Raw genomic sequence first — 21,832 nt, forward strand, 5'->3', positions numbered from 1 at the left:
GGCTGTTGATTATCTACCGGTAAGACGATCCGATGGAACAGCGTGGCCGCCGATTGACCGACGCATTCGTCGCTGCTCTTGGACTCCGCGAACACCTCCGTGAAGGCACGGATTTCTGTACTGCGCTCACCGATCTTACGCTTCAGATAGAGACACTCGAAGATGGGTATCCTGAGTGGCATCCCGCTTCGTATCCATTCGTTGGCATGCTCAAGCTCTTCCTCTACCTCGAAATTACCGGGGACAGTTATCGGTCGCTCACACGTCACCCGGAACTCACAGACGTGTTCGGTCTCAAGCGAATCCCTGACGAGTCGGTCCTCTCACGGACGTGGCGCAATCGCTTCGACGACGGTGTTCGAGGCTACATCACCGCCAGCGCACACCTCTTAGTCAAGGAAATCCACAACGAGGACCTCTCTGTTCCCGAAGTCCGGCCACTAGAAGAGGTCAAGCAGCCATCAGAAGAGGATGCTGACTCGGCTGAGGATGCTACCGAGTTCTCTGACGAAGAAATCTACCGTACAACCCGTCTCGCTCGTGAGCATGGCTTCGGGCCGTTCGACTCCGGGAGAGCCCAGAACGCGACGTACGAGGATACACGATTCTTCGAGCTCCAAACGTTCATCGGAATGGTCAATTGTGGTACTCCACAAGGCGCAGTACGGTTCAAATTCCGTCGGGGCACAGAATACGGTCCTCACGGTGACACGCACCTCCGTGCAGTCAAGCAATTCAATCCCGAAGATCTGCTCGAAGGATTTCAACAGGCGACAGAACGGTTGCTTTCGGTGATTCAATCAGAGTCCTCGTTTCGCCGTCCAGTCACGGTAGCGATTGATATCACGACCATTCGCTACTTCGGTAATGTAGAGGGAATGCCGATGGTCAGCGGCACGAAAGACGGCAAAGGACGGGCATTCAAGTTCGCCACGCTCTCAATTGTTGGATGGAATATCCCACTGATTCTCGCTGTCGAACCGGTTCGTGAGAGTTCATCATGGGACGAGAACCCGCCGAACCGGATTCATCGCGTGGTCCGACGACTCGTTCGACGCGCACAGGAGCACGTCCCCATCGAGATGGTGCTGTGCGACCGCGAATTCGACTCGATGCAGGTATCTCAGACGCTCTTGAATCTCGACGTCAACTATCTCATCCCGAAGCGAATCCACAGTACCGAACGCGAAAACATCGAGACGATGGACGAAGATGGGCAAGAAGTCGCCGTTGAATCGGCTACTGTCCATGTCGATCATGGGTCGCACGCGATGCAGTTTCTGTACGTCCCCTCAACGAAAGGAGAGGGCACAGCGGTCTTTGCGACGAACCTCTCAGTCGGTTCCAAGGAAGCTGAGACGTTCTGCCGCCGTTACAGCCGCCGCTGGCAGATCGAGAACGGGTACAAGAGCATCAAGAACGACTTCTTGGCGAAGACATCGTCGAAGGACTATCGAGTGCGGCTGTTCTACTTCGTGTTCGCGGTGCTACTGCACAATATCTGGCGGCTTACCGATTTCCTGTTGAAGGCTGGTGTCGGTGGTGAGATGGATTACGCTCCGGTTCTGACAGCTGGCGAGTGTGTCGAGTTGGTCTGTTCAGCACTGATTCCGCCGGATTAACGCTTAACGCCGACTCGGCCCGCCCATCGTGAGTGGCGACACTCTGCGAGAGGTCGAATTTTAGGCTGTATTCGCGTAGTCAATGGCATTTCACCGAGAAAAGTAGTCGATACACTATCAATGAGATTCACCTGAACTACGATAGGTATGAAAATACGCGAAAATAGTCCATCCTCCGAAACTCTGCATCTTCCGGTGACTCTTTTTTATATAGCTATATGTGGTTTACCAAATCGGATTCGTGCGTTTCAGCGGATTTTACACGGTAAATCAGCGTTTTCGACGCACGGCTATTCACTTCCACTTAACCGAGTAAGCGGAAGTAGACTCACCCCGGGAGTGCCCAACCAATCTATGCGTGGACACTACTCCCCAAAAACAAGCTCCTACTCCTCGAGGCGATACTCTGGCTCGAACATCCATCGGTAGCGCGGATGCATTCAGGTAAAATGCATTATCCTGAGTCCCTGGAGCGCCTATACGCCTTCTGTTCGCCGACGATCAACGTGCCGGGAGCCCGACCCGTCCAATCCTCCTCGAGTATCGGCGTCTTGTCGATCGAGTTCATCAACCGATCGTATGTGAGAACCCCACTGAAACCATGGTATAATCCGATTACCAGCCACTTGTCGCCATCATTATCCAGAATTCTCGTCACGACTCGCTCGGCATCGACCTATGATCGGCAAGCTTCGATTTCGGTTCGGAGCTCGCTGTGGAGCATATTATAGAGCGGTGTGTCACGAAGCGAACTCTAGTCTCAACAGCAGCTACAGTAACCCCTTCCGTGTCAGAGTGAAAGTGAACACCACGTAGAGAGGGTTATTGCAGGTTCTTCTGGAGTATCTATAAGACACTCTAATTAAATAGTGAATATCAATGCTAACAATTGAAATATTGCTCTCAGTGAACAGTCCATGCGACCGAGCGGAGGGACGATAATCAATGGGCCTTTTCGACCGCGGATCGGGCTCGGAGTACCGCGAGGAAGCGAAAAAGCTGGTTGCGAATGCACAGAGCGAGTCAGTGACGATGGATATCCTAACACAGACGAAGGGGTCTACGTTAGGGATTGTCCAGTACTTCAACGATGGCCCGCTCATCACTCATCTCGAAACGGGTGAGCAACCACATTTTATTTACCGGTCGATGCAGCCACTGAAGACGGACGATGGTGAGAAGTTCAAATTCGGGGTCAATTATCGGAATTTCGTCGCTATCACAGACCGTCGCGTCATATTTGCGACTCCGTCGAAAGATGGCGATCTGATTATTCCGATCCCATATGACTCAATCACACTCGTCCGGATCGCACCGCATGGTTCGACGAGATTCTCCGGGGTCGATCGCGTTTTTGAAATCACGACCGACGAAAAGACTTACACCTTCAATTCTGATCGCAATCTCACCGACATTAATGACAACGAATTGTTGGCAATGGCGGAGTACGTCGTCAAACAGAACGACGACATCGAGCTAGTAGATGAGGTTTCAGCGAAGGATGAAGCAATCGATGACGCCGACCCGTCTGGTGACGAGGATGTGCTCGACGAGAACGTGATTGTGCAGTTCTCTGGCGGAACACTGCGGATACCGAACCTCGAGACCGGTGGCGACCAGGAAATACACAACCCCGGTAGGCCTACCTGGACGAAAGCGGCGACAATCAAAGGGAATGATTACGAAACGAGGCTGAAAGAGGTGAAGGTCACGATCGATGAGGTGTATATCCGAGCGGGAACTCCGGAGAAAGGCATCGCACATATGATGGAAGAGCAGGAGATCACTCGACGGTACTACCAAATCGAAGCTGTCGACTACAAATCCGGGTACGATCATGGGATGCATCTACATAGTGGTAGCTTAGTCTACCAACTCGAGTTCCCCTCGAAAAAAGTGGAGAAAGAGAAGATTATGCAGGCGATCGAGTACATCCGAGATCGTATTGAGGAGGAGCAGACTGAACATTCGCGATCGGAGGAGGATCCCGACTCAGACGAGGGGCGTGCTGATCCGCTCGAAAAATTAGAGAGACTGTCTGCCTTATACGAGAACGGCGCCCTCTCTGACGAGGAGTTTGAGACGAAGAAAGCTGAGTTACTGGAACAGATTTGATTACTGAGATCGACATACGAATGTGAGTGTATAGGAGCCAGCCACCCCTCAAGAACAAATGATATTTTACTGCTTAATTACCTTGTAGTAACTGATGTCTCTAAGTGACCCGCTAGAATTACAGCAACAGATACTCAAAGCGGTCAAGTGCCTATATCCACCGAACCAATTCGAGGTCGAGCCTAGCGTCCGAGATCAGTTGGATCTGCCAGAAACAACAGGAGAGTATACAATTGGAGATATAGACCACGTAGTGCCAGCAGCGATTGAAATGAAGCGAATACACGGTCGCTACAATGCTCTAAAAATGCTCTACTATAATTTCAAGCGTATGAGAGATTTAGGAGGCTCGATTAGTGCAGAGGTGTTTCTTCTCATGGTAGAATACTGTGAGATCGATGATCTTGCTTTTGATATAGACTATGTTAGTGGAGATGTGAAACCAAATAATCCAGCAGCTGCTGTTATACGTGGATGTGCCTTTTTTGAACAATATCTCCAAAACACTATTCCATGGAATGATTTTATTGATCATAACGACCCATCCTTCGCCAAACTACTCAATATATCTACATACGATGAGGTGAATTTTCTCACGGATATTGAGCGTCGCGTTGGTCATCTTGTCCGAGCAATTCGTAACGATGTCGCACATCGGTCTTGGCTTGATATGCAGTATTCTTATGATGCTATTTTGCTAGGGGTTCGGGCTATGACATACCTGCTTGAACAGCAGATACGAAATTATGATGCAGGCGGTGAGCTTAGTGTGCCTGCCGAAGCCGAAAATATCGACCCACAAGAAGCGTATCTCTCCAAAGCAGAAAATGAGTTTGGTTGGTCATACAATTCAGATCGAAAATACTGGGAAACTGTGAATATCGAAGAGACACCCTCATAACGAGTAGAGCTAACCAACAATATTACGAGAAACATAAACGTTGATAGTCGGAGACTGCATCCTGAATTCATATGACTTCGCTTGAAAAGAGCGTCGCGGTTGAATGTCAAGAGTGCACCCTCGGTGAGGACGCCGATGACTATAACGAGATGCTCACATTTGCAGAGAAGCATCAGGAACACACCGGTCACTCGGTCAGATGGACAACCAACACTTCGCCTCCGGATGTAGGTATCGAGGAGGGTACGAACGTTGAACTAGAATGCCGGACTTGTGATGAGACATGGTCATTTGATTCGTTTGAAGCTGCCGAGACATTTCGAAGTGAGCATGCCGAATATACAGACCACGAAGCAAACGGTACTACAGAAACCACAGTCTGGACCGGTCACTGCAACCGATGTGGTATCTCCCAGACGTTCTTGGAACGTGAGAGTGTAGAGACTTGGTGTGACGACCACCGCTCGCAGAGTAATTGTTCGGATAAAGATCTGAGTTCACTCAGCAGGCGCGATCAAATCAAGAACTTCAAACAACTCATCCAGGAACTTGAAGATGAATACGACCATGGAGCACCCATTCCGTTTGTTGTCTTGTCAGCGGAGGAACAGGGATGGTCACAAATCAAAGCGCAACAAGAGGTTGATAACCTTAAGCAGAAAGGGGAGGTCTATGAGCCAGCAAGAGGTCATCTTCGCACTACTTGATTATCTCTCGGACGGGAACCTGATTCACCCGTATTGAAAGTGAACGCTCCCAGTAGATCCAACTCAACCGGTGTATAGGATAATTTGATTTTATACAAACAGACGGCCAGGCGGGGGAAGCGATCGTCCACGGGAAAAACTGATGTGCGTTCGCATACAACCGTATACTGTCGAGCGTCGTTGCTCGGCGTCGTTCAAACAAAATAAATACGAGGTCATCGGGAATGAGTGCTCGATTGGAACTCTATCACTCACCCCGATCCCGTTTTGCTACCACCAAGCCAGCAGCGATGAGTACCCAACCAGCTACGTTCTGATTAGCTACGATGGTCGCGCCAGCGGTGATAAGCGCCACGGGTACACCGTTCGTGGGTGTTCCGTTGGCCATTTTTTGTCCGTCTTTTACAACGGACATGCGGAGGGTTTTCACGGCAATAGTATAAAACAGGGGCAGACGCTAGTTAGTATCTCATACTAACGTTTGATAATCGATTTTTGATATCCAACGCTACCCTGTTCAAAACAGAATTGACTGAGACGATACAAAGAGCTTATGCGAGCAGGAAAACGAGGCAAAATTAGATCCAGAGGCGACTCAGCATGTACCGACACGGCCACCTCGGCATCACACTTCTCATTCTCGCACCAATTTCCTATGCACTCGTCCAAACTGGTCAGTTCGCACTTACTGGGTTGCTCGTTCTTGGCGTCCTCATTATCGAACCTCTTCCTGATAACGACCACTGGGTACCTGGACTCTCGCACCGTGGCGTGAGTCACTCGCTGCTGACCGCTGGCGTCATTGGACTCATATGTGCCGGTTGTGGTTGGCTTCTTGGACGGTATCTGACTGTCCCACTTGCACATTGGATGCAGACGAGTGTCCTTCCAGCGACCAATACGACGGTAGTTGTAATCGCGACTGAGCAACTTGCCGCACTCACTCCCGAGACACTCGCCGGACTCGGGTTTGTCATCGGCGTTCTCGGTATTTGTGCCCATCTCGCCGGTGACATCATTACGGTCAGCGGTATCCATCCATTCCTCCCGTTTTCTCGGCGCCGGATCTCACTGTCACGCCTTCGTGCTGCGAGCACACTCGCGAACACCGTCTTTTTGCTGCTTGGCGTGCTCGCGATGGGGACAGTCATTTTCGCACTCTCTCCGTTCGCAGGAGCGTTCCCGTAAGGGAATCAGACCCGAATCAAGTCCCATCATAAACTGTGATGAGGCCGAGCGAGAGAGCGACGACGAGCAGTTAGAGATGTTTTGATAGCTACTCTGGCGTCACAATATCGTGCATGAATCGGTGATACTCTTCGACCGCCCAGTCGCCACGACCGACAGTCGCATACGCATTCCGTCGCTTATCGCTTGCTTTTGTCTGCTTCGAGATCAACCCTTTCTCCACGAGTCGGTCGAGGCCAGGATATAATCGGCCATGATTGATCGGCTCAGGATAGATGTCTTCTAACGCCTCCTGCAGATCAACACCCTCAGCTGGCCCTAAGCGGTAGATGACGCACAACAGGTGTGCCTGAAAGGCAGTGAGATCAGTCGGGAGATTATAGGACGCAAAATCAAGAGCGGATTCGTTCTCGTCTGGGTCAGCAGAGTCGTCCTGGTCGGATTCTAAATTAGTCATACTGGAGTGACTAATCTTCGCTACTTAAATCCTGCTATAATATATAGTGAATAATCAATGCGAAACACGTGGAAGAATACAGATCAACGCTCGTCTTTGCTGGGAAAAGATGAGTATCGACCGTCTTGACCGTCCGAAACCATCTTCAAAACGAGTCCAGATCGCTCTACCACGCCCGCTAAAATTCAGTATATTATTCATAAAGGCTAAAGTTTTTACCACGGGGAAAAGAACGAAATCGTGTATGCACCTCCCATTCCGACAGCAAGCTACGTATGTGGTCACCGCCCTGTTCACGATCAGCGTCAGTACGGGCATCGCCGCCGCTCAGCAAAGCGAGATTAACAACTCGCTCAGTGAGATCGAACAGTTCGTCGCAACCACGTTGGGCCAACTCGGAGTCATTGTCTTCCTGGTTGGCGCCGCTCTGTGGTTCGTCTCCGGGCGGAACGCGAGTCGCACACAGTGGGGCTGGCGTGCGCTCTGGGGCGGCGCTGGGATGATCGTGCTCTCGGTCAGCTATAATGTGTTCGTCACCCTCTTCGAAAACCTCGCACCGGGGATGATCGTCCCACCGTTCCTCTAACGACGGTGCGCCAGTTTCGTCTCCTGTATCTCATCGGCTGACCATCGCCCTAGACACGCTTTCCCCACGAATGCCACCACTCTCGGACACACGTCTTCGGCCACTCATTCTTGGACTCATTGTGTTGCTCCTATTGCTGAGCTCGTTTACAACTGGCGTCAGCACCGACCGATTCGCGAACGCTACTGACGTCTTCGTCTCTGATGACCCAGATCCCAATATCGGTGCACTGCCACCGTTCATTCAACCAGACCTCCGGACGATTCTTCAGTCTCCGAATATCTCGGCAGTAAATGCCAGTCGAGCTCGTGATTTCACGTATTCGACGTCCCAGCCGTCTCACGCAGTCGGGCCTCACAATCAGACGCTTGCCGAGTACCGTCGCACCAGCCTCCAGACCCTTCCGCACAATCGCTCGACGAGCGTGTGGTTTCCTGATTCGAATCGTACGAACGGTACTGTCGTTAAGAATGCGCATGTGACGATCCTCGGGACGCAGAACGGCACCCAAACCCGTCTGGGACGACCGAATACATCGTCACAAAATCTCTTCTTGCTTCCTCGAAACGGATCTATTCTCGCCTCGCTCGATTACTCGACGGCGATTCCAAATCAGACCTGTACGGTCACGAATGGCACCAAGACCTGCATCAACTACTCCATCACAAGCCAGTCCATCAATCGGTCTCTCAGAATCGGCTCGCAAACATGGACTTCCGAGGAGACCTCACAGGAAGCCGGAGCATCGCGGCCGCTCACATACACGAACGTGCGGGCGACTGGGCGGACGACAATGGTCGTGAAAGGGACGATCACAACGCAGTTGGCCATTCACAAGACCGTCTCAATCCGGACGAACTCGGGGTGGCAGCAAACGAATGTGACCTCGAATACGACTCTTCTTTCGCATACTGTTCGCGATGCAGCACCCGTCGTGATCACACCGAACCAGCACCTCAACGCGACGCAAACCCTCGTCACTGACAACGGCGAACTCAAACGCATTATTCTCCGCCTGGACGGGCCGGCGACCGTCACTAATCGCCGATACTGGAGTTACGCGTCATTCAAATCCGGGCAGATGCGCCTCGAAAACGTGTGGGGCGTCTACTCCCAGCATCGTTACCAGAATGCAACGATCGGTACCCAGCATCCCAACACGACGCTCGCACTCAATACATCACAACCGTTAGTTCCGCTCAACAGGTCGGTCAATCGCTCCTCGCCACTCAGCACGACTTCACAAAGAACAGTCCCGCCGCCAGGTGTTCTCGAGAAACAACTGATCGCCGTTCGAAGCAAGCCAGCGATTGCTCGCACAGCCTCCCAGACAGCGTCGATGGCAACCGTTAGTCGCGTTCGTACTGTTCCACTCGCTCCAGATGCTGCACCGCTCAAGCCGACCGTCAACCTCTCATCGGTTCCACCACGGGCGTCCACTCGTGTGGTTATTACGAACGTCGATCAGCCACTCACCACGCTCTATGATATTCATGGCGATGCAATTCCACTGAAAACGAGGACTGTCTCCGAACACCCAGCTTCGCTCACACTCACGAAGCAGGATAAGAGACACGTCCGGATCGAACTCACTGATGCACAGACTGGGAGCCCGGTCCCTAACCAGCCGATCTATCTCCATGGGGCCGTTCAGGGTCGTGTCACCACCAACAGCAACGGTGTTGCTGTCGTCATGCGTGATGAGAGTGCCGTCGAAGCGACGTTTCGCGGTGTCGCCAACGATTCACGTGGTCTCTACTACGCCCCATCGCACAATCAGATTCGATTTGCGCCAACATCGTTCAACATCTATAGCGCACTGGTGGCACTGAGTAACGGATTCGTGGCTGTCATCGCGTTTGTGCTATTCTATCTCCCATTCCACTATCTCCGCCGACGATAATTCATAAAAGCTAAGAAAATATTTTTACGCGATGATGGCGATAGACAAGTAAACCCCATCTTTTTGACACCCAATGATCCCCACCCTCCAATCACACGGCACATCCATTGTTCACAGCATCCTAGTGACGATTCCCAAGCTCGCAGTTGGAGCTGTACAACACCCGCTAGAGATGACGTCATTCGTTCTTGCCGCCGGATTCACCGGCTGGATCGCAGATCTGTTCACCTGGTTGATGACGAGGCTAATGGGCTTTGTGGGGCTGTTGATGTCCGGTGGCGTGTACACGTTCTTGGTCTTCGATAGCCCGTATACCGATCCGCAGTACCTCCAGGCGTTTGACCACCTGCTGGGTATTTTTCCCCAATTGCTTGTGGTCGTGGTGATGGCTGGCTTTGCCTCACAGCCATTTTCAAAGAACGCCGACGTGGATAGTGTCATCCTGGTTTGGAAGGCACTCAAGGCGATTATCTTTGTTGCCGTGGGGCGCCAGCTCATGCATTTCGGCCTGCTGCTCGTGAACGCGGTCATCGCCTACATCTACCCCGAGAGCTATGGCGCATTCGGGACGCAAGTGCTCAAAACCGGGATGGAAGGCGCCGCTGCCTCGGCGGGTGTTGTTGCAGTCGGGATGGTAATTTTGAGTGTAACTTCGATTGCCGGAATTCTCCTCCTGTTTGCGATGCTGGTGATTCGGGAGTTCCTCTTCGTGGCGATGTTTGTGACGCTACCGATTTTGGCGGTGATGCTCTATCTTGACTTCGGGCCATTTGAGGATTCAGCGAAAGCAGCGAAGATGTTCATCAACGCGACGCTCTCGCTATTTCTCGCCGGAATCTTCATGGCTGCCCTCATGTATGTCGGCGCTGCTGCGATTGGTGCCACTGGATCTGGCACAGCTACACATGCAGCGGCCACTGCAGGGTCAGATCCAGGGTCGTTCAATGAAGTTCTCGAGTCGTTCCTCTTCTGGTTGATCGGCTTGGTCGCACCGGCGATCTATGGCTTGAAAACAGCCATGTCGTCGGGCTTTATTCCTGGTCGCGTACGTAGTCGGCGGAAGCGGACATCCAGAAGTCGATCGGCTGCATCAGCAGGTGGGTCACAGGAGTCGAGCCGTGCCAGTATCATGAAGCAGGCACGGTTTGGAGGGAAGCAAGCGGGTAGCTATGCAGGTTCTAAGATGGGTTCCCTTGATCAGCGTTTCACTGGTGGAGCGGTTAGTGGAAGTGTCAGTAAAGCCAGCTCAACTGTTGGAAGCGTTAAAAGTCGTGCTGGATCCAAAATTGAAGGGCCCAGGACAGAGCAAGGGGTTGAATTCATGAAGAAAAAGGGAAAGCGAGCAAAGAGCGGTGGAAAGCGTGCTGCAAACGACGCTCGTGTCGGCACAAATTTCGCATTGCGAAATCTTGATCGCTCACCCCTTGACTGGGCAGAAGCAGGTCTGGGGCACTATCGCGAAAATCCAGTTATAGACCCATCTGAGAATGGATCAAAAGCAGACCAAAGCACGTTGAACGAATGGACCGACTCATCCCAAGAGAAACGGGGAACCAGATAATCTGGCTCACAGAACGCACTTATGACGGGGGAAATCTAAGATAACTCATGGACGGTCAAGAAAACATAACGTCCACCGCAGCGCAGAACAATCGCTCACTCGATCCCAAGAGACTTACTAGAATTGCGCTCTCGACACTGATTGCTTCGATATGTTATTTCCTTGTTCCAATTGGATTATTATTGGTCACAGGTGAACTCGCCTCGACTGTTGGTATACTCATTCCAGCAATTATCGGAGTATTTGCTATTTGGACCGTTCCAACTCTTGTAACCTCTATAATCTATGACCTCACGAACCAGGTAGCTCGATTGGATTCCCAAGACATAGATACTGGATGGATTCTTGGAGAGGTCATCGGACTAACTCTACTAACAGGTGTGTGGTTTCTTCCGCTCTGGACCCACCTTTTCCCACAGCTTGCAGGAATCTTGCAACTCTTCCGTGTTGCTCCCATGCTCGACGAGCCATGGCTAATGGGCCTTAGTTGGATCGCATGCATTCCGATACAGTTGACGAGCTTTTCAGTAGTTCTCGGCTCGGATGAGGACCACTCAAAGGAGACAAAGAAACAGCGAGCACAATCTCGAGATCGTAACCACCAGGATAGTCAATCCACCAAACGACAAGAGCAGAGTCAGCATCAGAATCACAACAAAGAGACGATGACGGATATTCAGTCTGATTTCACATTTGGCTGGGAGTCAGCGCCCACCACGACGTTTCGCGATGTTGGGGGCATGGACGCCCTCAAACGCAATATAATGCGGTCAGTGCTTCGCCCGCTCTCGCACACTGACGCTGCCTACGAACGATTCAACGTCTCGCCACCAAACGGCATCCTCCTGCATGGCCCACCTGGTACCGGAAAAACGCATTTCGCTCGGGCAATTGCTGGTGAACTCGGCCATCCATACCTCGAGCTGAGCGCTGGCGATATCAAAAGCCGGTGGGTGAATGAGTCCACCGAGCAAGTTAACCAGTTGTTCAATGAGGCCGAGCAGTTCGAGCGCTGTGTGATCTTCGTCGACGAGATAGACGCACTCCTTGCCGGTCGTGGGAACGATCTTCACCGGGAGCACGCCCAAGTCGTCAACGAGTTTCTGGCGCACTTGGACGATGAAGACCCGAGTTTTCTGCTCATTGCGGCAACGAACCGTGCAGACTTGCTTGATGAAGCCGCCACCCGCCGTGGCCGCTTTGACCAGCAGTATGAGGTTGGTCTTCCCGACAAGGAGGCACGCGAGAAAATCTTCAAAGTCCGATTGCAAACGCTCCCGACTGAGCTCGATCAAGAGGAATACGAGAAGTTAGCCGAGCGATCCACCGAGCTCAGTAGTGCTGATATTGTTGGGATTGTTGACGACGCTGCAATGAAAGCTGCTGAACGAGATGCGCAAGCAATCACGTACGAGGATCTCGCCGAGTCGTTTCCTGATTCGATGACTACTGGATAGGAAATCAAATGGCTTGAGAAGTGTAGTTGTGGTGAGTACGATGGGTAGTAGCTGCTGATAAGGTCTCTCCCTTCATTTTCTGGTGTTCTAGGTACCTCTCGTTCATTTAAGCTATTCTTGCGACAAGGAATAGATGTGAGGAAGATTTTCACGCGATACCACTTCTCGTTGATGTCTGAGCTCCGTCTTTGACTGACGATTGTTAGTATATTATACTAACCTCTATCTCTCGTGCTGAGCTACTTCCCTCTCGAAGTATGGGTTAGTGATCGCTGGAAAATGATCACACGGTTCTCGTGACGCTCGAAGCTGCAGTGGTGCCTTTCAGCCGACTCGCTCTCCTTACGCGATTCGCAATTACTATCGCCTAAATCCATAAGCGGAAGTGCAATTGCCCGAGTTGCCGCCCTCGGTGAAGCATATTTTGTCTGTCCACATCTCTCACCTGCTCCACATCGGCAGCCTGCCCGAACAATCAGTATCCAATAGCCATCTACTGGTTGCATGAGCAGAAGGACATCAGACACTAGAGGCACGACTGGTTAACTAAAACAGCGAAATGAGGATTACGACAGTTTCGCCCGAAGTCGTTCAAACTCCTCATCGTTGATTTCACCCCGAGCGTATCGCTCTCGAAGCACCGCCGTCGCGGAGTCAGTTTCACGCTCGGTATCGTGGCGCCCTGCGAAGATGTACACGAGCACAAGGGGGACCACAATGAGGAGACCTATCCAGAGGAGTCCCCAGAGACCCATCCAGCCGGGACCGGTCATCCAGCTGTCACCCCACATATGACCGCCCCACGAGTGAGTACCGCCGATCGTACCGTTCGTGTGAGAGACGACCGTTCCAGCCGTCGTTGCGAGGAGCACCATCGTGAGAGTGGTCAGTGTTGTTGTTCTCGTTGTGAGTCGGCGTGCGAGAGTCATGTGGAGCTCACCCTTACATCTACTACTACGATGTCTGATGAATTATATCAAGTCGGTGATTCTTATCCACTGAGAACAATAATCCATCGAAATTAGCGATTCCATCTCCCGTACTGTAGATGCGTCAGCTACTATCACGATTGTGCCTTAAACACTATACTGGTGGCGGTCGAACCGTGAGGTGGCTATGAGCTACACGATGACCCGCCGCGTCGATGGTCCGTTTCAAGATGTCGTCGACTCGACCGTCGACGCGCTAGAAGCCGAGGAGTTCGGCGTGCTGAGCGATATCAACCTACAAGCCAAACTCGAAGAGAAACTCGACCTCGAGGGATATCCGGAGTACCGCATCCTCGGCGCGTGTAACCCACCGCTAGCCGAACAAGGACTGGATGCCGAACGCGACCTCGGCGCGCTGCTGCCCTGTAACGTCGTCGTCTACAAGGACGACGGCGACGTGGTCGTCAGCGCCGTTGACCCCGATACCCTGCTGGGTGTCGTCGAGAATCCAGCCCTCGACGGTATCGCCGAAGACGTTCGCGAACGATTCGATCGCGTGTTAGACGATGTCGCCGCCGAGTACTGACGAGTTATTCCTGCCGGTGAGCGACTGGGTCATAAAGACTCGCCAGTGGTACTCCAGATAGAGCATCTACAGGCGTAACAGGCCGAGTACCTCGGGGTCGTTCGAGAGAGCGACGCTCTCTCGTGATGACGAGACGCCGGAGGCGTCTCGAACCACTTGACCCGAGGCGGTTCACCTTTCCAAGTTACTGAAACGAGCGTGAGGATACGACAGAGAGTAGAGAACCAAGACGATGTAGCCTGCGTCTTCGATAGCTTGTGCGATGGTGTCGACATCGGTACTCCTCTCGACCCTGACCAGGTCGGCCTCGTCATCTACGGTGACGGTCTCGACGTCACCTCGTTCATATTTAGATCTTCTTCCAGTATTTTTCGTAATATTCCCAATACCGCACCTTATTATCCTTCAGTTCGTACGCCAACCGATGACGAACGACTCACGTCTCTCCCGACGCGCCCTCCTTCGTGGACTCAGTGTCACAGGAATTGGTTCCCTGGCTGGCTGTTCCTCCAGTTCCGTCCCGTCGTTCGACGAGCAAAAGACAGTCGCCCCACGGACGACGGTGTCGGGCAACCCGGACGTGCAAACCACACTGACTACCTCCCCTGGTACAGTGTCGCCCGCCTCTTCGTCGGCACAGAATTGGCTGTACAACGGGTCATTCCCTGGCAACGAACTCCGCGCCAAAGAAGGCGACATCGTTCACGTCGACTTGCAGAACCAGCTTCCTTCGGAAACGACGATACACTGGCACGGGCTTCCTGTTCCCAACCAAATGGACGGCGTACCGAACGTGACCCAACAGCCCATCCAGCCCGACGAGACGTTCACGTACAAATTCCGGGCTGAACCGGCGGGAACGTACTTCTTCCACAGCCATGCTGGTCTCCAACTTGATCGCGGACTGTACGCCCCGCTCGTAATCGAAGAAAAATCACCACACGTCAAGTACGACCGCGAATACACTCTCCTCTTCGACGACTATCTGGCCCGCTCACCCGAACCGCTCGGGGAGTCGTCGAGCGGTGGTGGCGGAATGGACGGCGGTATGGGTGGCATGGGTGGTATGGGCGGCGGTGGAATGATGGGTGACCAACGCCCCCCGTACGCCGGCTTACTCGTAAACGGACGTCTTCCAGCAGACCCTGCATCCTTCGATGTGACGGAAGGAGAACGAGTTCGCTTACGGTTCGTCAACGCAAGCAGTGCAACGGCGTTTCGTGTCGGGATTGCCGGACATAAACTACGGATATCGCACGCCGACGGGCAACCCATTGACACCGTCCCAGTGGATTCGTTCGTTTTTGGGGCTGGCGAACGCTACGATGCCGTCATCGAAGCGACGAATCCCGGTGCATGGGAACTACGAGGGGAAGCAGTCGATGGCGACGAACAGCCGGCTCGTGCAGTCCTTCGGTATGGTAATACGTCGGAGTCACCAACCGGTCTCAACTCGTGGGGACAGACACTCCAGTATGGGGATCTGCGAGCAAAGCAAATTCCGAAGCAACTCCGCGGAACTCCCGACCGAACCTTCGACCTGACACTCTCGCCCGAGATGGGCGGCTCGTATGGCTGGCTCATCGACGGACAGGCGTATCCCGACGCCGATCCGTTACAGATTCGAGAAGGTGAACACGTGCGCGTGAAGATGACGAATCGGAGTCCGGTGCTTCATCCGATGCACCTCCATGGGCATTTCTTCCGTGTCGGAGACGCAATGAAGGACACGGTCATCGTGCCGGGTCACATGGGGTCGGTGACGTTCGACTTCCTCGCAGACAACCCCGGCAACTGGTTCTTCCACTGTCACAACCTCTATCACTTGGAGGCGGGGATGGCCCGTGTCATTAAATACGTCAGGGGATAGCTCCTCGGGACGTGTGTTTACACAGTAGAAGGCCTCACATTGGTGTAGGCTACCCGGATAACGGTTCATCCCATCTGGAGAAGTCTGGTTTATTCACTTGCAGTGGTCAGAATCATCAGCATCGAAGCCATGATATCAGATAGTCATGAACTTACGATAGGAGCCATCTTTTTCCATTGCGTAAATAACGAATTCCTCGGTTTTCTCGCCTCCCATACCGGGTGATCCCGCTGGCATTTTTGGGAGTGCAATGCCGAGAATGTCTGGTTTTTCAAGTGCAAGCTTTCCGATTGCTTCTCGAGGAACATGACCTTCCACGATGTATTTCCCAGTGTCCAAAGTGTGGCAGCTCACGAGCTTTTTTGGCACATCAAATCTTGACTTTACTTTCATCAGGTCATCTATATCTCTCACCGACATATCCACATCTGTTGTTGATTCGAGGTACTTCTTATGCCCTTCACAACACATGCAGTTTGGTGCTTTGTAGAGGGTGGCTTTCGTCAAATATGTCGTCGCTGCTTGACGGAGCTGCTTTTCGTTCCCATCCGTCTTGTATTTCATATTGGTCTCGGTCTGACCACTGTTCGTACAGCCAGCAACTGCTCCCAGCCCTGCTGTCGTAAGTGTGCCGAGGAAGGCACGGCGATCGAGGTTTGTCATAGGTATTTTCTCTATGTATCGGAATATTGATTTGGCATCGTAATTTTGTGCTATGGAACCTTGATGTATCCGAAATCAAGTGCTTGCAGGCGAGCGAGTTCACCGACACCAGACGGGACCTGTTCGACCCCTGAGAGGAGATCGTCCTTCGTGAGGCCCAGCATCTCCATTGCATTCCCACAAGCACGGAACGTAACGCCACGATCCTGGAGCGACGCAATTTGATCTGCGAACTCGTTGTCGTCGGTCGGCGGTGTGTACAGTTGTACCCCTTTGCTGTTCGCTAACACGACGAGATCCTTAACAGGAACACTCTCATCGTCCAGAAGATTCTTTCCGTTCATTAGGGCACCTTTGTGGGCCATCGAGTCGCCGCTCGAGAGATGAAGAACTGTTTTCGTTTTCGGTGCGGGTCGCGCGCACGAGTTTTGCTGTGCGGGATGATCCGTGTTCCTCGCACTTACCGATTCACTCCCTAGGAGTATCGCACCAAGCGTGCCAGTTACCGAGACGAAGTTCCGTCGTTGCATCTACTGATATCGTTGTACGAAATTGGGATAAATACACTGTAGTAACTGCGGGCGCTGAGAAGTAGCAAAACGTATTTGTATTCCGATTAAAGTGGCGGATAGGGAAACCATTTATGTCGGAAGGATTCGTTTGAAATTTCCTCATTAAATCATAAGCAGCGATGGAGATTTCCCGAGAACGCTGTCGTAATCTCTGTGTCAAGGGTAGGTTGTGACGGATGCTGAAATCTCCACAAAACCTAAATCACAGACGCGTGTAGTATTGACTGTCGAGCCCGATTGCTCGGCGTCGCGAAAACAAATAAAATGCGACGTTTGGGCGAGTCTGCTTGGAGAGCTTCACTCGCCCTGTTTCCGTCTTGCTACCACCAATCCAGCAGCGACGAGTATCCATCCAGCAGGTTGCTGGCTGGCAACGATCGTCGCTCCGGCAGTGATGAGCGCAACGGAAACACCATGCGACGGTGTTTCTGTCGTCATTTTTGTCCGCCGTTTCAGACGGACACGCAGGCCTTCTCACGGGAATCGTATAAAACAGCGGCAGACGCTTGTTAGTATGATATACTAACAATTATTCCTCTCCTGTGCTACTTAAGCAGCTGTTCTGATCACTGGACCGTAACGTCCCCAGATGCACGCTTGTGCGTTGATGAGAAGGTGATGATAGAGCCGTTGTGCTACACACGTATCGAGATCATAGTGGCCGCAGATCTCGCCAGCGAAAATCCATTTGATCGCCATTGTTGAACTGAACCCGATAGAGTCGGTTGTCGCGCCGGTCACCAGTGATATCGCTCGCATCATCCGCGATGATTTCAGCAACACTCCCCTGTCGATCGTGGGCTGTCTCAAAGTCAGGATCACTCTTGTCAGGAATATCGACACGGACGCGATCCCTCACACTGAAACGGTGCATGAACGCCGCTAGTAGGTGCCGATGGTTATGTGGATCACAGGCGCAAAGCCTCGCCCTTTAGGGCGGAGATACGCGCCGTACGCTTACTTTCACACCCGCTGTCGATGGTCTGGCCGGATATCCCACGCCAAATCAGTAGTATTTCTTCCACGGTGGCGCTGAGTTGGAGCACTCGACAAGTTACAACGGAGGCCGGCATTGGGGGCGGTGAGCTATGGTATGTCCATTTGAGATAACGATGGTCGAAGAACGACTGAAAGGTCGCTGAATCGACTACGGTAGGTGTTGAAATGATTTCTCATACTACTACCAAGTCGAACCATTCTTTATGATTAGTGTCACAAAATGCCCGGAATTTTTATTCACTTTCTAATTCACCCTGAACTATGGTTTCAGTCGTCGCACTTGTCTTTGGATTGATTTGTGTCGTGTTCGGCGCGTCGATGATACGAGATCCAAGCGCTCCAGACAAATTCTGGTATCCCGAAGATGATCCGACGCACGGTCGAATCGCTCGGCGGGTAGTCCAGGTGATGGATGGGCTGTGTCTCTTCTTCGGCATCGTCGTGTCGTATTTCGGCTCTGGACTCTAAGGTGAATCCATTCAAAATCCCAAGGACTTCCCCGATGAGCAGTTTACTGTCGTCACGTCTACCAATCGTTTATTAGACTCTCCTAGTTTTGCTTAGTGCAACATGGAGTAGTAAGACAACTGAACCATAGCCAATTCACTCTTCATGGGTGAGCAGGACAAATTTACTGTCCCCTCAAATCAGAAGTGGAAATGAAATGGGGCGGATCGCCACCCTCGGGGAAGCAAATTTCGTCGACCGTACAAATGGGAGGTTTGCGGCCCAATCTCAGTTTCCGAAACTGAATGATTTGCATCTACTTCCCTCCTCGCCACCCATCACTTCCCTTTGACTACTATCCGTGATTCTGCTCCCTGTTGCTGTTCGTTGACGTAGTCGACAGGTACGTCTCAACCCGCATCAGATCACTTTTATCGAGGCCGAATGCCTTGATATCGTTGTGATCTGTAGTGTTCGTCATTTCCAGTGCCCGCGCCTGGTCGATACCAAACGGAATTGTCTGCAGCGGTTCGGCAGCAGACAGAGCAAACTCTACTAACTGCATCGGCACTGGGAGAATGCGGACTGATTCCCCTGCAGCATGATAGAGCATGCGTGTGACCTCCCCAAACGTAAGTATCTCGGGACCTCCGAGATCGTACACCTGCCTCACGTGACGGTCTTGCTCGATTGCATCTGCGACGATTTGCGCGACATCCTCCACCCATATCGGCTGAAAACTCGGTTGATCTCCACCATCCGGGAGAAACGTGACGTACGGCGTTGTGTACTGTTTGATGAAGGCGAACGTTTCACTCCCCTTCCCGAAAATGAACGAGGGACGGAGAATCACCCAGTCCAGATCTGAATACTGAGCTACCAAATCACCGAGACCCTGCGTTCGCCAATAAGCAATCGGACTGTACGGATCTGCACCGAGTGAACTCATCTCGATATATCGTGATACATCGTGTTCCTGAGCAGCATGTACCGCATTCATCACGCCGCCGATGCAGACGGTGTCGTGGAATGTTCCCGGTCGTGGTTGATGAAGCGGTGGGAGTGCTGTGAGGTTTACTGCAGCGTCTTTTTCTTCGAATGCTGCTTCGATGGAGTCGTAGTCCGTGATATCGCCCGATACTAGTTCGACAGTATCCGGCAGAACTTCGGCATCCGGCGACCGAGAGAGCGACGTGACTGTGTGACCTCGGGTGACGAGTTCGGCACAGACGTTTCGGCCGACAAACCCGTCTCCCCCCGCGATGAGAACGTTCATACGCAGACTGGCACCGTTTTCGAATGTAAATATTTGTCTCAGTTTTCATTTTTCTGGCGAATAAATGAATCCTCGCTCAAATCTGCACTATCTTATATATCGATTCCAGCTGCCGTACTGGTCACGAATACTTCCGCGAGGAACGCTGAAAACAACGATGAGGATACCGACAGCAACACTACTCCACATCGCGACTATTGAGGATCCTGTGAGAACCCACGGGGCTACGATGACCCATATCCCGAGAGGAATGTTCAGGAATCGGACGGTACGAACCGGTTCTCCCATCGCAATGACCGAAAACGTGACGACGAGTGCGCCAACGAGATGGCTACTGTCTGCGGCGGCACCAACCGTTCCGAGGAGGGCAGGCGACGATATTAACCAGAGACCTAACCCTGTTGTACCGAGAAGAGGCCGAGACACGGACATTCCCCAGAACATCGACCACCACGAGTCTGCATCCGAGCGTGTCTTTCCATCCACACCAGCATCCGAAGTTGAGAAGGAACCACCCATCCAAAAGACATGCCACAGTGAGACATCACCTCGCGTCTGTTGGTAGAGGAACTGTCCCATTGCGGCGACCTCATCAACCGTCAGTGCAATCATGAACAGCATCGCGAGCGCGGAAAGCAAACAGAGCGTACACCACGTCCCGACGGCTAACGGCTGGAGGATAATGAGAACGATGCTAACGAAGCCGAGGGGGATGACCACGATACCAAATAGCGTCACCATCCACGGCATCGTTCGCCACCGGCGCTTATCACCCATGAACCCCATAAGAACCTCGACCGCGTATGCGACGGCACCGAGACCCGCATCAGAGATCGGAAACATCCTCGAGACATCGGACGTGAGCACGTTCTCCGTTCCACGGCCGAAAAACGGGTCGAAGACGAAGTCGGTGTAGCCGAGCTGGAACGTGGCCATGTGGGTCGAGAAAAAGAAGCCGATAAGTCCGGCAATAATGATCGGTGCCCGTTGTGCTGCCGTCGATGGGTTGTACGTCCAACCTCTCGGGATATCTGGCCCCGACATCTCCATTCGCATGACGACGAGCACAGCGAAGGTGATGACGAAAACACCGACGAGCGTGTCGTTCAGGTAGGCATCGCTCGTCGGAGCCCAGAAGAATAACGGAGCAAGCAGCAACCAGACACCGACGAACCCGTTTACGTAATTCGCGATGCCGCTCCCGAGTAAAATCACAGCACCACTGAATACAATGAGGAGCACTCCGCTGACCGTGTCGCTGATGGTCATCGCGAGACTCTCGTACCCGAAGGTGAACGGACTCGCTATGAGCCAGAGTCCGAGGATAACGATAGGATACTGCGGCCAGATCTCCATCGTGGGATGTTTGAGCATCATCGTTCCCGGTGCTCGTGACTCCTGGTGTTGGCGGTCAGCCGTTCCATCGGATACTCTGTCCTGATTCCCACTCACTGTTTCCCACCCGATGGTTCTCTTCGGCGGCATCGGCCAAAGAATCACTGGCAACACCTGTGGTGGAAGATTTCTGACTGCACTTTTCGGAAATACTGAGTCTGTTGAGTAGTTGTCTACCGCACCGATTGAGTGTTCTCAGCTTTTCGCATCTTTAGCGTACAGTCGTCGATACGCGGCAAACGCTCCAATACGAGTCTCTATATCTGGAAACTGACTACAACGCAACTGGGTCATTATTATGATAACCAACGAAAAAATGGATCACATACCGATGAGTTTAGTAGTGCAGATTGTCCGGTGTCTCTCAGGCGTGCGCGGTATATCCTGCATTCTCGACGGCTTGAACCAGAACCGTGACATCGGCATCTCCTTCGATACTCGCTTGTTCGGCTTCGTGGTTTGCAGTAGCATCAGTGATGCCGTCGATACTACGGAGGGCGTCTTCGACAGTCTGTTCGCAGTGTCCACACGACATTCCTTCGACAGTGATGGTCGTCGTCATACATCTCAGTGTATGGGTGGCTTTCTTTTGTGGACT

Annotated in this window: 19 protein-coding genes; 11 read left to right on the forward strand and 8 right to left on the reverse strand. The window is 52.4% G+C overall.

Annotated elements, in window-relative coordinates:
• The first annotated feature begins 32 nt into the window (after positions 1 to 32).
• The 5 genes from HL45_RS18510 to HL45_RS18530 all read left to right on the forward strand — a co-directional run bounded on the left by HL45_RS18510 (position 33) and on the right by HL45_RS18530 (position 6,533).
• A complete protein-coding gene (locus HL45_RS18510; RefSeq protein ID WP_049972699.1) occupies positions 33 to 1,622 on the forward strand; it encodes a transposase in 1,590 nt (529 codons plus the stop codon).
• Positions 1,623 to 2,567: 945 nt separating this feature from the next.
• Positions 2,568 to 3,737, forward strand: a complete 1,170-nt coding sequence (locus tag HL45_RS21485) for an SHOCT domain-containing protein (protein ID WP_049972700.1) — start codon at positions 2,568 to 2,570, stop codon at positions 3,735 to 3,737.
• Positions 3,738 to 3,831: 94 nt separating this feature from the next.
• Positions 3,832 to 4,638 carry a hypothetical protein gene (locus HL45_RS18520; protein WP_049972701.1) on the forward strand — a complete coding sequence of 269 codons (807 nt, stop codon included), beginning with the start codon at positions 3,832 to 3,834 and terminating at the stop codon, positions 4,636 to 4,638.
• A 71-nt stretch (positions 4,639 to 4,709) separates the two neighbouring features.
• On the forward strand, positions 4,710 to 5,345 hold the full coding sequence (locus tag HL45_RS18525) for a hypothetical protein (protein ID WP_049972702.1): 636 nt from the start codon (positions 4,710 to 4,712) through the stop codon (positions 5,343 to 5,345).
• Between the two features lie 600 nt (positions 5,346 to 5,945).
• Positions 5,946 to 6,533 carry a metal-dependent hydrolase gene (locus tag HL45_RS18530; RefSeq protein WP_049972703.1) on the forward strand — a complete coding sequence of 196 codons (588 nt, stop codon included), beginning with the start codon at positions 5,946 to 5,948 and terminating at the stop codon, positions 6,531 to 6,533.
• Positions 6,534 to 6,621: 88 nt separating this feature from the next.
• Here the strand turns inward: HL45_RS18530 and HL45_RS18535 are convergent, their stop codons facing one another.
• The gene (locus HL45_RS18535) at positions 6,622 to 6,990 is read right to left on the reverse strand and encodes a helix-turn-helix transcriptional regulator (RefSeq protein ID WP_084157150.1); all 369 of its coding nucleotides are present in this window, start codon (positions 6,988 to 6,990) and stop codon (positions 6,622 to 6,624) included.
• A 244-nt stretch (positions 6,991 to 7,234) separates the two neighbouring features.
• Here HL45_RS18535 and HL45_RS18540 point away from each other — a divergent pair, with 244 nt between their 5' ends.
• The 4 genes from HL45_RS18540 (at position 7,235) to HL45_RS21490 (ending at position 12,497) form a co-directional block, all read left to right on the forward strand.
• Positions 7,235 to 7,576, forward strand: a complete 342-nt coding sequence (locus tag HL45_RS18540; protein WP_049972704.1) for a hypothetical protein — start codon at positions 7,235 to 7,237, stop codon at positions 7,574 to 7,576.
• 793 nt (positions 7,577 to 8,369) lie between these two features.
• Positions 8,370 to 9,479, forward strand: coding sequence for a hypothetical protein (locus HL45_RS20610; protein WP_144240141.1), 1,110 nt, complete (start codon positions 8,370 to 8,372; stop codon positions 9,477 to 9,479).
• Between the two features lie 73 nt (positions 9,480 to 9,552).
• A complete protein-coding gene (locus HL45_RS18550) occupies positions 9,553 to 11,040 on the forward strand; it encodes a hypothetical protein (protein ID WP_049972706.1) in 1,488 nt (495 codons plus the stop codon).
• Between the two features lie 47 nt (positions 11,041 to 11,087).
• Positions 11,088 to 12,497, forward strand: coding sequence for an AAA family ATPase (locus tag HL45_RS21490; RefSeq protein WP_211250901.1), 1,410 nt, complete (start codon positions 11,088 to 11,090; stop codon positions 12,495 to 12,497).
• A gap of 566 nt (positions 12,498 to 13,063) precedes the next feature.
• On the opposite strand, the gene HL45_RS18560 is transcribed toward HL45_RS21490, so the two are convergent.
• Entirely contained in the window at positions 13,064 to 13,426 is a 363-nt protein-coding gene (locus HL45_RS18560) for an SHOCT domain-containing protein (RefSeq protein ID WP_049972707.1), read from the reverse strand.
• 187 nt (positions 13,427 to 13,613) lie between these two features.
• Between HL45_RS18560 and HL45_RS18565 the strand changes: the two genes are divergently transcribed.
• Together HL45_RS18565 and HL45_RS18570 are read left to right on the forward strand one after the other, a co-directional pair.
• Positions 13,614 to 14,012, forward strand: a complete 399-nt coding sequence (locus HL45_RS18565; protein WP_049972708.1) for a DUF302 domain-containing protein — start codon at positions 13,614 to 13,616, stop codon at positions 14,010 to 14,012.
• A gap of 424 nt (positions 14,013 to 14,436) precedes the next feature.
• Positions 14,437 to 15,882 (forward strand): multicopper oxidase family protein, encoded by a 1,446-nt coding sequence (locus HL45_RS18570; protein ID WP_049972709.1) that lies wholly within the window; start codon positions 14,437 to 14,439, stop codon positions 15,880 to 15,882.
• A gap of 135 nt (positions 15,883 to 16,017) precedes the next feature.
• Here the strand turns inward: HL45_RS18570 and HL45_RS18575 are convergent, their stop codons facing one another.
• The 6 genes from HL45_RS18575 to HL45_RS18600 form a co-directional block, all read right to left on the reverse strand.
• The gene (locus HL45_RS18575) at positions 16,018 to 16,545 is read right to left on the reverse strand and encodes a DUF411 domain-containing protein (protein WP_049972710.1); all 528 of its coding nucleotides are present in this window, start codon (positions 16,543 to 16,545) and stop codon (positions 16,018 to 16,020) included.
• A gap of 50 nt (positions 16,546 to 16,595) precedes the next feature.
• A complete protein-coding gene (locus tag HL45_RS18580) occupies positions 16,596 to 17,075 on the reverse strand; it encodes a DsrE family protein (RefSeq protein ID WP_049972711.1) in 480 nt (159 codons plus the stop codon).
• A gap of 339 nt (positions 17,076 to 17,414) precedes the next feature.
• Positions 17,415 to 17,555, reverse strand: a complete 141-nt coding sequence (locus HL45_RS21330; protein WP_162833898.1) for a hypothetical protein — start codon at positions 17,553 to 17,555, stop codon at positions 17,415 to 17,417.
• Between the two features lie 1,363 nt (positions 17,556 to 18,918).
• Positions 18,919 to 19,839 carry an NAD(P)H-binding protein gene (locus HL45_RS18590; protein ID WP_049972713.1) on the reverse strand — a complete coding sequence of 307 codons (921 nt, stop codon included), beginning with the start codon at positions 19,837 to 19,839 and terminating at the stop codon, positions 18,919 to 18,921.
• 87 nt (positions 19,840 to 19,926) lie between these two features.
• Positions 19,927 to 21,324, reverse strand: coding sequence for a vitamin K epoxide reductase family protein (locus HL45_RS18595; RefSeq protein ID WP_049972714.1), 1,398 nt, complete (start codon positions 21,322 to 21,324; stop codon positions 19,927 to 19,929).
• A 274-nt stretch (positions 21,325 to 21,598) separates the two neighbouring features.
• Entirely contained in the window at positions 21,599 to 21,796 is a 198-nt protein-coding gene (locus HL45_RS18600; RefSeq protein WP_049972715.1) for a heavy-metal-associated domain-containing protein, read from the reverse strand.
• Positions 21,797 to 21,832 lie beyond the last annotated feature (36 nt).

The sequence above is a fragment of the Haladaptatus cibarius D43 genome, from assembly GCF_000710615.1.
GTDB lineage: Archaea > Halobacteriota > Halobacteria > Halobacteriales > Haladaptataceae > Haladaptatus > Haladaptatus cibarius.

What these genes read in the sequence shown, in the direction of transcription:
- HL45_RS18510 (WP_049972699.1), top strand. Translation starts at nt 33, where the DNA reads ATGGAACAGCGTGGCCGCCGATTGACCGACGCATTCGTCGCTGCTCTT.
- HL45_RS21485 (WP_049972700.1), top strand. Translation starts at nt 2,568, where the DNA reads ATGGGCCTTTTCGACCGCGGATCGGGCTCGGAGTACCGCGAGGAAGCG.
- HL45_RS18520 (WP_049972701.1), top strand. Translation starts at nt 3,832, where the DNA reads ATGTCTCTAAGTGACCCGCTAGAATTACAGCAACAGATACTCAAAGCG.
- HL45_RS18525 (WP_049972702.1), top strand. Translation starts at nt 4,710, where the DNA reads ATGACTTCGCTTGAAAAGAGCGTCGCGGTTGAATGTCAAGAGTGCACC.
- HL45_RS18530 (WP_049972703.1), top strand. Translation starts at nt 5,946, where the DNA reads ATGTACCGACACGGCCACCTCGGCATCACACTTCTCATTCTCGCACCA.
- HL45_RS18535 (WP_084157150.1), bottom strand. Translation starts at nt 6,990, where the DNA reads ATGACTAATTTAGAATCCGACCAGGACGACTCTGCTGACCCAGACGAG.
- HL45_RS18540 (WP_049972704.1), top strand. Translation starts at nt 7,235, where the DNA reads ATGCACCTCCCATTCCGACAGCAAGCTACGTATGTGGTCACCGCCCTG.
- HL45_RS20610 (WP_144240141.1), top strand. Translation starts at nt 8,370, where the DNA reads ATGGTCGTGAAAGGGACGATCACAACGCAGTTGGCCATTCACAAGACC.
- HL45_RS18550 (WP_049972706.1), top strand. Translation starts at nt 9,553, where the DNA reads ATGATCCCCACCCTCCAATCACACGGCACATCCATTGTTCACAGCATC.
- HL45_RS21490 (WP_211250901.1), top strand. Translation starts at nt 11,088, where the DNA reads ATGGACGGTCAAGAAAACATAACGTCCACCGCAGCGCAGAACAATCGC.
- HL45_RS18560 (WP_049972707.1), bottom strand. Translation starts at nt 13,426, where the DNA reads ATGACTCTCGCACGCCGACTCACAACGAGAACAACAACACTGACCACT.
- HL45_RS18565 (WP_049972708.1), top strand. Translation starts at nt 13,614, where the DNA reads ATGAGCTACACGATGACCCGCCGCGTCGATGGTCCGTTTCAAGATGTC.
- HL45_RS18570 (WP_049972709.1), top strand. Translation starts at nt 14,437, where the DNA reads ATGACGAACGACTCACGTCTCTCCCGACGCGCCCTCCTTCGTGGACTC.
- HL45_RS18575 (WP_049972710.1), bottom strand. Translation starts at nt 16,545, where the DNA reads ATGACAAACCTCGATCGCCGTGCCTTCCTCGGCACACTTACGACAGCA.
- HL45_RS18580 (WP_049972711.1), bottom strand. Translation starts at nt 17,075, where the DNA reads ATGCAACGACGGAACTTCGTCTCGGTAACTGGCACGCTTGGTGCGATA.
- HL45_RS21330 (WP_162833898.1), bottom strand. Translation starts at nt 17,555, where the DNA reads ATGACGACAGAAACACCGTCGCATGGTGTTTCCGTTGCGCTCATCACT.
- HL45_RS18590 (WP_049972713.1), bottom strand. Translation starts at nt 19,839, where the DNA reads ATGAACGTTCTCATCGCGGGGGGAGACGGGTTTGTCGGCCGAAACGTC.
- HL45_RS18595 (WP_049972714.1), bottom strand. Translation starts at nt 21,324, where the DNA reads ATGCCGCCGAAGAGAACCATCGGGTGGGAAACAGTGAGTGGGAATCAG.
- HL45_RS18600 (WP_049972715.1), bottom strand. Translation starts at nt 21,796, where the DNA reads ATGACGACGACCATCACTGTCGAAGGAATGTCGTGTGGACACTGCGAA.